This is a genomic window from Lentimicrobium saccharophilum, assembly GCF_001192835.1.
GTDB classification, from domain to species: domain Bacteria; phylum Bacteroidota; class Bacteroidia; order Bacteroidales; family Lentimicrobiaceae; genus Lentimicrobium; species Lentimicrobium saccharophilum.
Window position 1 is genome coordinate 2,953,992 of sequence record NZ_DF968182.1, and the last position, 13,927, is coordinate 2,967,918.

A 13,927-nucleotide genomic window follows, 5' to 3' on the forward strand; every position below is an offset into this window, starting at 1 on the left:
GGATTAAAAGGTTATATCGATTCCCAGCATGATTGTCATTGCCGAAGGATAGGTTCCCCAGTCGATACCACCGGCCCGGTCACCTTCATCCTTTGAGTTGTCGCTGACGGTCATTTCCGGATCAAGACCGGGATAGGCCGTAAAGGTGAGCAGGTTGGTACCCGACAGGTAAACCCTGGCTTTCTCCATTTTCAACCTTTCCAGCAGGTTATTGCTGAAGGTATACCCTACCTGAAGATTCTTAAGCCGCATGTACGATCCGTCTTCGAGGAAGCGGCTGGAAGGTCTGGCGTTGTTCGATTTGGCGGTCCATGCCGGCCTGGGCTGGGTGTCGGATGTCCCTTCTCCGGTCCAGCGCTCATCAAAATAACGCTGCGTAACGGTAAATCCGCGGTAGAATCCTTCAATATCCTGATTTACCTGCATGTAGATCTTATGACCAAATGCACCCTGGAAGAAGAGGTTGATATCAAACGCCTTGTAATAAGCGTTCAGGTTAATGCCCGTGGTGAACTTCGGAATGGCGCTGCCCAGAAATACCCGGTCATTGTTATCAATCACCCCGTCGCCATTCTGATCTTTAAATTTAACATCGCCGGGTCGGATATTATTACCCTGATAGGCCGATAACAGCACATCCGTTTCATTCTGGAAAATGCCTTCCATCTCCAGCAGGTAGAACGCGCCGATGGGCTGACCTACTTCGGTGCGGGTGGCAAAAATTCCCGACTCCACCCTTCCGCCGAATAAAGGCGCATCCAGTTCAAGCACTTCGTTGTGCAGGAAGGCGACGTTTCCGCCAACTGAATAACCCCAATCCCTCATGTTTTTGCGGTAGATGGCTTCCAACTCCACCCCGGTATTCAGCACCGATCCGCTGTTGATCCAGGCAGCATCGGCATTTCCGGTAGAAGGAGGATTGGGGGCTTTCACCAGCATATCAGCGGTAACTTTATAGAAGTAGTCGATGGAGAACGCCAGGGCACCCTTCCATATCTCCGCATCAATGCCTGCATTATACTGGTAACTGGTTTCCCATTTCAGTTTTTCGTTGCCAAGGGCTGTTTGTGCATAGCCCGAAGCCGGCACTCCTCCGAAAGGATAGTTGAAATAGGGCGAAATCCGGTCGCTGTATGCGTACAGCCCTATCTCCTGATTTCCGATGGCACCATATCCGGCCCTCAGTTTGAGGTTCTGCAGCCAGTCAACATCCTTCAGGAAATCTTCTTCCTTCAGAATCCATCCGGCGGAAGCCGAGAAAAACGTTCCCCATTTGTTGTCGCCGGTAAATCTCGAGGATCCATCCCTCCTGATGGTCCCCGAGAAGTAATACCGGCCGTTGTATTCGTAATTGACACGGCCGAAAAATGAAGCCAGGGCAGAGCTATACTCGTTCTGACTGGTGATTTTTTCACCCAGTCCGTTGCCGATAAAGATCAGTTCTTCCTGCTGTACGGGGAAATCCATATCGCTGGAATAAAGGCCCCTTCCCTGATTACGGATGGCCTCAAAACCGGCCATAGCAGAAAAATTGTGCTTTTCGCCGAACGCAGTTTCGTAATTCAATAAGTTATTCACCGTCCAGTTTGCCATGCGCTCATTGCCGACACTCAGGCTGTTCTTTGCGTTAATGCGGTTCAGTGTTCCCCAGGAGGGATTAAAACGGCGATTTGTGGTATTCCGGTAATCCATACCCAGATTGGTCGTAAATTTGAGTTTATCGGTGATGGCTGCCGTAAAAAATGCCTTGCCCAGATAGCTGTCGTCTTTGCGGTTATTGTCGTTATATTCTGCCATCCCGATGGGATTGTACCCGTCACCGAGGTAAGAATCAAAGACCTGTGCCCCGAAATATTCCGCCGGCCGGTCAACATAGGTTCCGTCTTCAAACTGAATTGGGATGGCCGGATTCCTGAAGAAGGCATACCTGACCACACTTCCCCCGTTACCGCCGTAACCGTCGCCCGAACTGCCGATGATATCGTTGTCGGAAAGTCCGGCCAGCATGCTGATGCCCACCGTAAGCCAGGGACTTGCTTCCGTTGTAACATCCAGACGCGCGGTACCGCGGGTATAACCGGTATTTTTAATGATTCCACGCTGATCGTAAAACGACGCCGATAAAAGGTAGTTTGTTTTTTCACTTCCGCCTGAAACCGAAAACTCGTGCGAATTTACCGGAGCGGTCCGGAGCAACTCATCCACATAGTTGATGTCCGAAAAACGGGCGGCATCCTCCGCGCTGATCAGGCTGCGCTGCAAACCGGCAGGCAGATATTTGTTATCGTTGACCGCCGCTTCGTTGTATATGGTAACATAATCCTGTGTATTGACCATGGGCGTAAGCCTGACCGCCTGCTGAATCCCGGTTTGTCCGCGATAGGTTACGGTCGTTTTACCGGCTTTTCCCTTTTTGGTGGTAATCAGCACCACTCCGTTGTTGGCGCGCGATCCGTAGATGGCAGCAGCAGAAGCATCCTTAAGCACCGTAATGTTTTCTATATCACCAGGAGCCAGTATTCTGAGCGCATCGGCGGTAGCAATACCATCCACGATGTAAAGCGGGGCATTGCTTGAATTAATGGAACCCGTTCCCCTGATTCTAACCGCGACGCCTTCTCCGGGAGCTCCGGTATTCTGGGTCACCTGAACCCCGGCGGCCCTTCCCTGAAGCGCCTGGTCAACGCCGGCAACCGGCATGCGGGTAAGCTCGGTATTGTCAACGCGGGTTACGGCGCCCAGCACGTTACGTTTTTTGGCGGTACCATAACCGATCACCACCACCTCATCGAGCATGGTTTGCTCCACCTGCATGCGTACGTTGACCAATGCACGGCTACCAAGGGTTTCTTCCACGGATTTGTACCCGATATAGGAGTACACAATCACCGAAGAGGCATTCAGCCTGTCGGATTCCAGGCGATAGCGACCCTCAATATCCGTGATGGTTCCCGAGGTGGTTCCCTTAATCTGTACCGTCACCCCGATCAGGGTTTCCCCCGTTTTCGCATCGGTAACGGTTCCCTGCACAACCTGCTGGGCCAGCATGGTGCCCGCCGACAGGATGATGGTCAATAGTAGAATCAGTTTTTTCATGTGTGCTTATTTTTTGAATAACACGATGTGGCAATCACAGTTTACCGGTAGGCAATTACTGAATCTCCGGCTTTTATTTTACGGCCTTCGGCCTTCAGACGGGTTCCGGAAGGAAGCTGCACCATAACCACCGCCTCACCGGCAGGAATTTCGATGGTTCCGGTATCCTGAAGATTCCTGGCTAAATAGGTGCGAGAAACGATGTCGAAGAGGTCGGACGAACCATCTGTGTTAATGCTGATGGTTCTGGCTTCGCCGTAAGGATTGTAGATCAGGAAAACCGGATAATTATAAGATGCATAAAAATCGGTAGCGTTGCAGTCAAGCATCAGTATTCCTTCAACATCCGTGGTATTAACAATCGCACCGAATACCCCTGCAATGGAAGTGCTGTAGAGGCTGAACATGGATTCTTCGGGCTGGCCTTCAACCCACTTGGGACCATCGCCGATGGCGACCGGACTTACACCTGCCAGGGCGGGATTGTTCAGGTCATCCGTTTTCCGCACGCCTTCGTATCCTATAATTCCGTTGGTGATGTTTTTCTTTTCCGGCAACCACTGGTATTTATCTTCAATCTGGTCGGGATAGAAAAGCCGTGAGGCATTTACAACATTCAGCATGTAGCGGCCTATAGCCCTGGCATACTGAGGCTCATACTTAACCAGCGGCACCAGCGGCCAGGCCATGGCTACCGAATTCATAAAGAATCCGTATCCGCCGCCGTCGGTAATGCTGCCCTGCATCCCCGATACATCAAAATCGCCCCATTTGTCGGCAATCACCCCCCATCCGTAACGGCCTTCCTTTGACTGGCAGCCGTCAAAAGCATGGTTAAGCAGGCGCGTAATATCATAATTTGTTCCCTTCTCGGCATTCAGCCTTGCGGCCGTATAGGCGCCAAACGGCTGAAGTATCTCATAAAATCGACTTTCCTTTTGATTTACCAATGCTTCAGTGGCACGTTTTGCAGCTTCAAGGTAACGTTCGTCGCCGAATTTCTGATAAGCCGAGTAAAGGACATACGCATGACCTCCGGCCGCATCCTGCTGCCAGGGTATGTGGTTGCGCATCCCTTTCATCCGGGCATAATCGAAATAGGAATAATCGTAATTGCCTCCCAGAACCGAATCGGCTTTATAAAACTGCTCAGCCACCGTGCGCTGAATGTTTTCGGTATTCTCAACACCGGGAAACAATGCCGCCACGCCGTAATAAAGTACATTGGGGTACACATCGTACCACCAGTCGCGTCCGTAACCGCCCCCTAACAAAGCAACCTCCGGATTGGTGTTGTTCATAACAATGTTCCAGCCGTTGTCGCTGTTGAAATAGTTCTGCGACATCTTCACGAAATTATAACCGTGCTGATTTGTTTTGTCTATCCCGATCAAACCGGCGCTTACCAATGCATTCAATGAGGTGAGTGCTTCGTGGAATTCCCCTTTGTTCTTCCCCGGTTGCTGACGCACATCCCCGATAACGGTATAAAGCCCGTAGGTTACCTGGTCGATGTTGCGCCGTGAGCTGTCGAGCCAGATATAGGGTGCATAGGGGGTCGTGGCGTTAAAGTCAAATGCGAGGCTGTCGAACTGCAGGGCTTTCTGCTTCCAGTCGATGATTTTCAAAGGCGCAGGGAGCTGTGGCATCTGCTCAATGCGGGGGATGGATGTTTGTGCAACAGGCTCTCCCAGATCAGTGGTACAGGAATAAAACCCGACGGCAATTGCCAATGCCGCAACGAAAAATATTTTATCTTTCATGATTTTCAGCATAAGATTCTTTCATTATGTTTTTAGCCAGCGGAATGCTCAGCATCTGGAGTACCGCAACAATGATCAAGGCATAACGCAGCGCGAAGGTCTCCGAAACGGCATAGGCAAGAAAAATAAACATTCCAAGTCCGATTACCCTTCCGGCATAAAGTCCGAATTCATGGTTCAGGATGTAAGCGTAATTGTTTCTGTTTTCCTTTTTCGATACCACGTCGATCACCTTCATCATGATCGGGTAATAGGCCAGATCGTGCAGGGGCTGGAAAAACACCTTGCACAGCACAAATACCATCACTCCGAACATCGAAAGCTCAATTCCGTTCACTATGGTTCCAATGAGGAAAAGGGTGATACCAAAACCGAATACTGCAATCCTGTGTTTGGGTTTGGTGAAACGTCCCAGCAGGTATATCAGGATGGCCGTGAGTCCGCCGCTGATACCCTGTATCAGCCCGAGCGAGCCTTCCTGTCCTACGTATTTCATAATCAGCATGGCCGGGGCGGTCACCAGGAAGCCCTGAACCAATCCTTTCAGCGCGGCAAGCAGTATCTGCTTGTTCCACAAACGGTCGAAACGGAAGTACAGAAAATCTTTCTGTACGGGATTTTCAAACCTGCCCCGCGACAGTGAATAGGTTGCCAGGATGGTGATCAGGAAAACGACCAGGGTAACAATACGGTAGCCCTTATACACATCAAAGGTAATGCCCAGAAACTGCATGCCGTCGATGTATGCGAGCAGGGCTCCGATCACCAGCGGAACGGCAATGTTGGATACGGTAAAGAAAAAGGATTCCAGTCCGAAGAAGTAGTTTCGGTTTTCATCCGCGGTGGAGGTCAGCGCCATCAGGTAACGGTTGGTCCAGAAGAAGCCGGATGCCGCTCCGATGAGCGTTCCGGAAACAATCAGTCCAGGAAGGGCGATGTCTTTTACAAACATCATCCCGACCATGGCAATACCGCTCAGCAGTATTCCGAAACTGTAAAGATGTGCCACCTTAAAATGTTTCAGCAGAAATCCGTTGGTAAGGGAGGTAATGATGATGCCGGTATACATGGCTACCTGAAAAATGGCCACAAAACCGGTATCGTCGAAGGAGCGCATGATGTAGGCCGCCATAAATATCTCAACCACGGGCAGCACCAGCGCGTAAAGCATATTGGTGATCAACAGCACCCGCATATTGTGGGGCATCGACAGGAAGAAGCGATATTCGGCTGTCAGCTTGTTTTTCATAGTGTACCGTTTGTCAGATCAGGGTGGAAAGTATTTCGGAAACCGACAGGGAGGCGCCACAGATCACTTCATCGCTGGCGCCGTAATACATATAAATGGTGTCGCCGTCAATATAATGCCCGTTGGTGAATACCACATTCCCGAAGAAACCGGTCTGTTCGTAAGGCTGTAAGGGCTCCATGATGGGTTCGGTGCTGCGCGCCAGTACTTTAGTGGGGTCGTTGATGTCGAGCAGCAGCGCGCCCAGGCAATAACGATGGTCTTTGTTGGCACCGTGATAAATCTCAAGCCATCCTTTTTCGGTACGGATGGGGGCTGCTCCGGCGCCTACACGGGCCGAATCCCACATGTCAGGACGGGAGGTAGCGATGCACTTGTGCCTGCCCCAGTGAATCATATCGGGCGACTCAGCCACCCATATGTAGTTGCCGCCGAGTTCGGGACTGCTGGGACGGTGCAGGGCATAGTATTTCCCGTTGATTTTCTCTTCAAAGATAGCACAGTCCTTATTGTGGGGCGGGAAAATCATCCCCTCACGGGTGAAATTCTTCCAGTCTCCGGTGCGGATAAGTCCGACACCCACGCCAAATTCGGAAACTTCGGTGAAGGTGAGGCTGAAGCCGTCATCCATCGTGGCCACACGGCAGTCTTCAATGCCGAAGGTCTCCAGCTCCCCTTTACCGAAAATGGGAGGATATCCTTCCGGTTCGTAAAAACGGATGCCGTCGTCGCTGCATACAAGTCGCAAATAGCTCAGTGTAGTAAGGTAATCCTTCTTCTTATAGTTGATTACCCGTGGATCGGAAGCGTCGAGGTCGGGATCGTCTTTACCGAAACTCAGGATTTCAATCTCTCCTTTACTGTTATACACCGGAAAACTGATTTTCCCTTCAACCTGTGCCGGCCGCTCGGCTACGCGCAGCAACAGCCACACTTTTCCGTTGTACCGGAAAACCCCGGGGTTCAGCAGACAGGTGATTTCCATTCCTTTGATGCCCGGTTTCAGATCGGCAGGGCGAAGCAGGGGGTTCTGAGGAAAACGTTTTGCAATGTCCATATTATAAGGTATATTAATTTCTGAATATTGGATTTTAAATCTCCTTATGAACTAAAACTCTGTTCTTGTCCGACTGGGAGAAGTTCCGTTTTTTTGTCATTTCCAAAATTACAATCGATTGCGGAAAATGGCGTCCGGAAGAGTCCGTATCTTGTCCGGCGGAGTCCGGAATGTGAAGAATATCAGTGAAGAAGGGACGAGGGACGCAAAAAAGGGACGAGGGACGCAAAAAAGGGACGAGGGACGGCCCTTCGGCTCCCCATCGACTCCGCTCAGGGTGCACGCTCAGGGTCCGGGACGAGGGACGAACTTCTCACTGAAAAGAAATGCTCTTCAGACAGTGACAAGGAGACAAGGAGACGGGGTGACAAGGGGAAGGCGGATTATGGATTTTGCTTGTCTCGGGAGACGGCGATAGCCGGATAACGAGAGATTGCGGATTAAAAATCCTTCCCTGGCAAGGAAATTGGGGGTTGAAAGAATTTCTGATTTCTATAATTTCTTAACCTCAGTCTCGACCTTAACCTCAACCTTTCATTAAGAAACGAGGGACGCAAAAAAGGGACGAGGGACGAACTTCTCACTGAAAAGAAATGCTCTTCAGACAGTGACAAGGAGACGGGGTGATAAGGGGATTGCGGATTTTGGATTGCGCTTGTCTCGGGAGACGGCTATCGCCGGATAACGAGAGATTGCGGATTTAAAAATCCTTCCCTGGCAAGGAAATTGGGGGTTGAAAGAATTTCTGATTTCTATAATTTCTTAACCTCAGCCTCAACCTTAACCTCAACCTTAGCCTTAACCTCAACCTTTCATTAAGAAACGAGGGACGCATAAAAGGGACGAGGGACGTTGAAGAAGGGACGAGGGACGAGGGATAGGCTTCTCATGGAAAAAGAATACTCTTCAGACAGTGACAAGGAGACAAGGAGACGGGGTGACAAGGGGAAGGCGGATTTTGGATTTTGGGACATTATTCTTTAGTTTCCAAAAAAACGGACAAGAAGACAAAGGACGGGGTGACAAGGGGAGGCGGGATTTGCAGTCTTACTTCCTACTTCTTACTTCCTACCTCATCCTTTCCGCAAGAGACAAGGGATTTCAGATTTCATCCTGACAAGGAAGGTGGTGGATTATAGAATTTCCGATTTATAAAACTGATTCGACGTAGTCACAGATCGCACTTGAGTGTGAAAAATGGAGAAAAAACAATCTTTGCGCCTTAGCAGCTTGCCCCGCTATGGCGGGATATTCGCGCGTAAAAAAATCAAAAATCACTTTTTATCCTGCGAAGGGTGATCTCCAGGATTGGTACATTCCAAAATCCGCTCCCGATTGCCATCGGGACCAAAATCAAAAATCACTCAGACCCGCTGACGATACTCTGATGGAGAACAGTTGTAAGCTTTGCCAAACAGATCGTAAAAATGGGTACGGCTGGAAAATCCCGTCTGATCAATGATCTCGCTTACCGTTAACTGGGTCGAAAGCAGAAGAGTTGCCGCTTTGCTTAGTCTGCGCTGGTTGATCATACCGTGCGGGGTGGTACCCAGTACCGATTTTGTCTTTTCGTACAGGGATGACCTGCTGATGGCCATGCGGTCGCACAATTTTTCAGCGGTAAGCGTTTCATCGTCAATGTTCTCATCGATATATGAAAGCATCTTCTGGAAAAACGGGTCGGGCAGCTCCTTGATCATCGCCAGGCTGTCGTCGCTGCCGGCGAAACGATTGCGGATATTCCGCCGCACTTCAAGCAGTTTTTCTATCCTCACCCTCAGATGCTCGGGATGGAAGGGCTTGGGTATGTATGAATCGGCTCCCGCTTTCAGGCCGGCAATGCGGTCCTCAATCTCGGCTTTGGCCGTAAGCAGTATCAGGGGCAGGTGACTGGTATCAAAATTATCGCGTAAACTGCGGCACAATTCAATCCCGTCCATTTCAGGCATCATCACATCAGATACGATCAGGTCGGGCTTGTGCGCAAGCACTTTCTGCCAGGCTTCCGCCCCGTTTTCCGCAAATATCAGGTTATACGATTCCTGAAGAAAGTCCTTCAGCAACGACAGAATTTCCGGATCATCGTCCACCAGCAGCAGCAGCGAACGGTTCTCCGCAATTGAACGGTGGTCGGAAGGAGCAGGAGCACTCTCCGGTTCTTCAATAAACCAGGCATCCGGTTCCGTAACGTCAGTGCCGGGCTGAGGGACATCGGTATTTACCTGAAATACTTCCGGAAAGGTACAGATAAACGTACTTCCTGTTCCGGGCTGACTCTCAATGCGGATGCTTCCCTTCAGCAATTCGGTGAGTCCTTTGGTAACAGCCAGGCCGATACCGGTGGAGCGATAGCCCGGGAAACTGCCCCGCTTTTTGGCCGATGAGATGCCGAAAGGCTCAAAAACCCTGGGCAGGAGCTCCGGCTTTATTCCGATTCCCGTATCCTGTACCTCTACCGTAAGCCGGTCAGGCTGCCGTGATATCCGGATATTTACCCTGCCTCCCTCCACATTGTACTTGATGGCGTTGGAAACCAGGTTGGTAATGATCCTTTGGAATTTGTCAGCATCCGTCCTGAAGGATAAGGGACTTTCACAACCGTCAACGGTACAGCGGATGTTGCGTTGTGCTGCCAGCAACTCAAGGTCGGATACCACCTCCCGGATCAGGCTGCAGGGATCCGTCTCCTGAATATTCAAAGGCTCCTTGCCCTTCTCCAGTTTGCGGAACTGCATGATCTCGAGTACCAGCTTCTGCAGTTTGAGGCTGTTGTTGTAAACCTTGAGCAGGCGGGGGTTTTCGGAAGTAAGCTTTTTTTCCTCGATCAATGCATGAATGTGTGAGCTGATCAGCGTAAGCGGGGTTCGGAACTCATGCGCCACATTGGTAAAAAATTCGATTTTATACGCCTGTAGCTCCTTTTCCTGACTGATCTTCATCTCCTGAAGGGCAGCCTCCTTGCGGCGGGCTTCGCGTCGGCGGTATGCATTGAAAATCAGAAACTGTACCAGAAAAAACAGCGCAATATATCCGGCAATGGCCCAGCCGGTCCGCCAGAACGGGGGATGTACCGTAATCCGGATCTCCCTGACCACTTCCGACCATATCCCGTTCTCATCGCTCACACGCAGCTGAAGGGTATAATTGCCCGCTTCCAGGTTCGAAAATGCCAGCGGCTGTTCGGGTGGAATTACCTCCCATGCGTCGGCATAATTCAGCAGGCGGTACGAAATCCGGTGACGCTCACGGCCCCAGTAAGCCAGGGGAGATACAAAAAACGTCAGCGAGTTCTGGTTGTGCTTCAACTCCAGCTCATGCTGAAGGTTCATCCTTTTTAACAGCACGCTTCCTTCGTCCGGACTTACCGGCACATTGCGTATCAGTAGCTGATTTACCGCTACCGGCGGGAAGTAGGACGAGAACCGTATGGCATCCGTCTGCACAATGTCAACCCCCATAGTCCCCCCTGCCAGCAAACGGCCGCTGTTTTTGTCGAAAAACGAAGCCCCGTCGCTGTATTCAAAATTGATCAGTCCGTCGTTTATATTAAAACTCTGCACATTGCGGCGGGTACTGTCGATCATCGATAAGCCCTGGTTGGTGGTAATCCACAGGCTACCCGATAAATCCTGCCTGATGGTATGTATGCTGGTATTCGGAAGCCCGCCCTGAACGTCGGTGCCCGCCGGTTTTACCGAATCGGCCGACACCGGTTCGAAGCTGAACAGCCCGCTGCTGCTGCCCGCCCACACGATGCCTTTGCGATCGGTGAACAGGGACAGGATATCGTCATTACGGATAAATCCGGGGCGTGTCTGTGCGTTGTATTGGGCTATCACCCGCTGCGCAATGGTATTGTAACGGTAAACGCCGAACCCTCGGGTGCCTATCCAGATAATGCCCGGCCGCTCTTCGGTGAGGGCATATACTATCTGTTTCTGCAGCCCGGGCGCCTGGTCGGGATCCAGCACAAGCTGCCTGCAGCTCTCCGGATCGCCGTTTTTCCCCATTCTTACCTGAATAACGCCATATCCACTGGTTCCCAAATAAATACTGCCGTCGCTGTCTTCCATAATGCGGTAAACCGAAGCAAACACCAGGGGCGTTTCTTTGCCGAAGTCGCGCGGGAAGTTGCGGATGGTCCGGTAATCGGACGAGAGCAGGTCGATTCCGTTTCCGTCCGTGCCCACCCAAACGGAACCATCCGGACGTTCATGAAACGACAGCACAGAATTGTTGCTCAACCCGTCTTTCGCCGAAATCTGCCGGATGCGCCTGCCCCCGGCGTCAAAAACATCGATTCCTCCGCCTTTGGTGCCGACCAGGATGTCGTTTTTCCGGGTTACCAGTATGCTGCGCACAATGGGATAGGAAAGCTGTTCCGATGCCAGTCGTGTAACCGGGAATTCGGTGAGTTTCATGGTAAATGCGCCGTTCCCGTCGGTACCTGTCCAGAGGATATCCGGCTCGGTTTCGTAAATACACAGAATACGCGTGGAAATGGGGATGCCGGCATCCTGCCCGCCAACCTTTCCGGGTTCGGCAAAGGTGCGGGTTTTGATGGTATACCTGAAAATCCTTCCTTTTTCGGTTCCGGCCCATAAAACGCCCGCCTGCCGCGAGGCTGAAAGGCTGGTAATGACATCGTCGGGAAGACTCAGTCGTTGTATTTCAAGGGTTTTCAGATCTGTAACAAGGGCAGGGCCTGAACGCTGGGTAACGAAAAGCAGCTGCCTGCCTCCTGCCTCCTGCAAGGACGAAGCGGTAAGTGCGCTGCCGAGGGGCAGGTTCAGAACCTTTAGCAGGCGGTTGCCTTCAAGCCGGAGCAATTCTCCATCCGCGGTAATGCAGTATAAGGTGCTGCCTGCCATATGAACACGCTTTACCCTTATCGCCGCTGCATCCAAAGGCACGGGAACAAACTGCTTCACGGCTTCGCTGAAACGGAACAGGCCCCGTCCGTAAACCGATGCCACGGCCCCATGGCCGTCAGCGAAAGCAAGAGAAATATCGTTTTCATAATTGATCTGCTCCGGTTCGTCGGTGAAATAAGCCGAAAAACTGCCGGTTTCATTGTTATATAAGGCAATCCCCTTGTTTGTCATCAGCCACAGCGGGCCTGAGGCTGAGGGAAAGATCTCCCGGATTACATGGTTGTGAATACTGCCTGGTCCGCTTCCGGGAAGAAAGGTTTCTATTCCGTGGCCGTCGTAACGGTTCAGCCCGTTCCAGGTGCCAAGCCATATATATCCTTCGGCATCCCGCGCGATGGCATTGACCGCCCCGTTGCTCAACCCTTCGCGCCGCGATATGGTATGCACCGGGGTGCCGGTTCCGGCATAGAGATCCGGAATCAGTAAAACTATAAATACCAGCTGGACAATCCGGTTGCGCATAAGAAAGAGGTTACAATTGCCGGGCGGAAGTAAAATTAGCACAAAATAGCAAACAACGCACACAGTAATGCAGGCATAACTTTCTGTAAAAGGATTCAGGGCACTGCAATGCACTGGAAAAATTATCACGGCAATAGATTGCCCTTGCGGGATGAACTTCAATTTTTTAAGGATATCCCGGAATAATCAATGACCAATGTCTGATCCGGATTCAAATGTAACTGTAATTTTCCGGTGATCGCTGTAATATGCACAAAACTGCATATCCCGGTGAACAAGCCTGTGGTTAAGGTGTTTAACAGTGGAAAAGTAAAAAGCATGAACTACCCTGAAAAAGTAACCATTGGCGATATCACTGTCCGCGACGGATTTCAGCACGAAGAAAAATTTATCCCCACCGAAGCCAAGCTGTGGGTGGCTGAACAGCTTATACTCAGCGGTTTTAAGCACATTGAACTCACCAACCTGGGCAATCCCAAAGGGATGCCGCAGTTCAGGGATGCCGATGCCCTGCTCAAAGGCATCCGCAAAAGCAAAGCGGTCGCCCATCTGATCGGCGGGGTAAGCATCACCGCGGTGACCATCCGCGAAAAAGCCATAGAGCGCGCCATTGAAGCCCGCAAAGAGGGCTGGGGACCCGACCGCATCCTGCTGATGGTTTCAACCAGCGAATCGCACCACAAAAAAAATTCGGGCCTTTCGCTGGATGAATACTGGAAAATGGCTGAGAAGTACATTCCCCTGGCACACGATGCGGGCATCAAGGTAAACGGAACCGTCAGCACCATATGGGGCTGCCCCATCGAAGGACCAACGAAGATGGAAAAAGCGATCGATTTCACCAAACGCTGGCTCGATATAGGCGCAAATGATGTGGAGCACGCTGATCACGACGGCTCCGCTTCGCCCGACCGGGTGTACCGTTATTTTTCGATGCTGCTCGACAGCATTCCGAATCCTGAAAAACACATTGTGCACCTCCACACCACCCGGGGCTGGGGCCTGGCCAATGTGCTGGCCGCTTTGCAGGCGGGCATGACCAATTATGAATCTACCCTCGGGGGGATAGGCGGGCAGCCGGCCAACTTTGTGGACGGAGTGCCTGTGGCCGGAACCGGCTCATACTATTATAAAGATCCCGGCATTACCGGACTTGTTACAACGGAGGATATGGTGGTAATGATGGATGAGATGGGCATTCAAACCAACCTCGACATCGACCGCATCCTGGAAACGGGAGCCATGACGGAACGCATCGTTGGCCGTCGCCTGCGTTCAGAGTCCATTAAAAACGGCAGAATCCCCAAATCGCTGAGCGGAAAGGCCTGAGCAAAACACCATGCCCTGCCACACAGGGTGACAGGGT

At 51.3% G+C, this 13,927-nt stretch carries 6 protein-coding genes; 1 reads left to right on the plus strand and 5 read right to left on the minus strand.

Annotation, left to right across the window (positions count from 1 at the left end; translation table 11 throughout):
- Positions 1-3: 3 nt before the first annotated feature.
- The 5 genes from TBC1_RS11400 to TBC1_RS11420 all read right to left on the minus strand — a co-directional run bounded on the left by TBC1_RS11400 (position 4) and on the right by TBC1_RS11420 (position 12,561).
- On the minus strand, positions 4-3,096 hold the full coding sequence (locus TBC1_RS11400) for a SusC/RagA family TonB-linked outer membrane protein (RefSeq protein ID WP_062042370.1): 3,093 nt from the start codon (positions 3,094-3,096) through the stop codon (positions 4-6).
- 41 nt (positions 3,097-3,137) lie between these two features.
- Positions 3,138-4,868, minus strand: coding sequence for a D-glucuronyl C5-epimerase family protein (locus TBC1_RS11405; protein ID WP_394330758.1), 1,731 nt, complete (start codon positions 4,866-4,868; stop codon positions 3,138-3,140).
- A complete protein-coding gene (locus TBC1_RS11410) occupies positions 4,849-6,108 on the minus strand; it encodes an MFS transporter (protein ID WP_062042373.1) in 1,260 nt (419 codons plus the stop codon). The genes TBC1_RS11405 and TBC1_RS11410 overlap by 20 nt, the downstream gene beginning before the upstream one ends.
- Positions 6,109-6,121: 13 nt before the next feature.
- Positions 6,122-7,165: a glycoside hydrolase family 130 protein gene (locus tag TBC1_RS11415; RefSeq protein ID WP_062042376.1), complete on the minus strand. Its 1,044-nt coding sequence runs from the start codon at positions 7,163-7,165 to the stop codon at positions 6,122-6,124.
- Between the two features lie 1,364 nt (positions 7,166-8,529).
- Complete coding sequence (locus TBC1_RS11420; RefSeq protein ID WP_137305608.1) at positions 8,530-12,561, minus strand: hybrid sensor histidine kinase/response regulator transcription factor; 4,032 nt, start codon at positions 12,559-12,561, stop codon at positions 8,530-8,532.
- A 270-nt stretch (positions 12,562-12,831) separates the two neighbouring features.
- Between TBC1_RS11420 and TBC1_RS11425 the strand changes: the two genes are divergently transcribed.
- A complete protein-coding gene (locus TBC1_RS11425; RefSeq protein ID WP_201781660.1) occupies positions 12,832-13,890 on the plus strand; it encodes a beta/alpha barrel domain-containing protein in 1,059 nt (352 codons plus the stop codon).
- Positions 13,891-13,927: the final 37 nt, after the last annotated feature.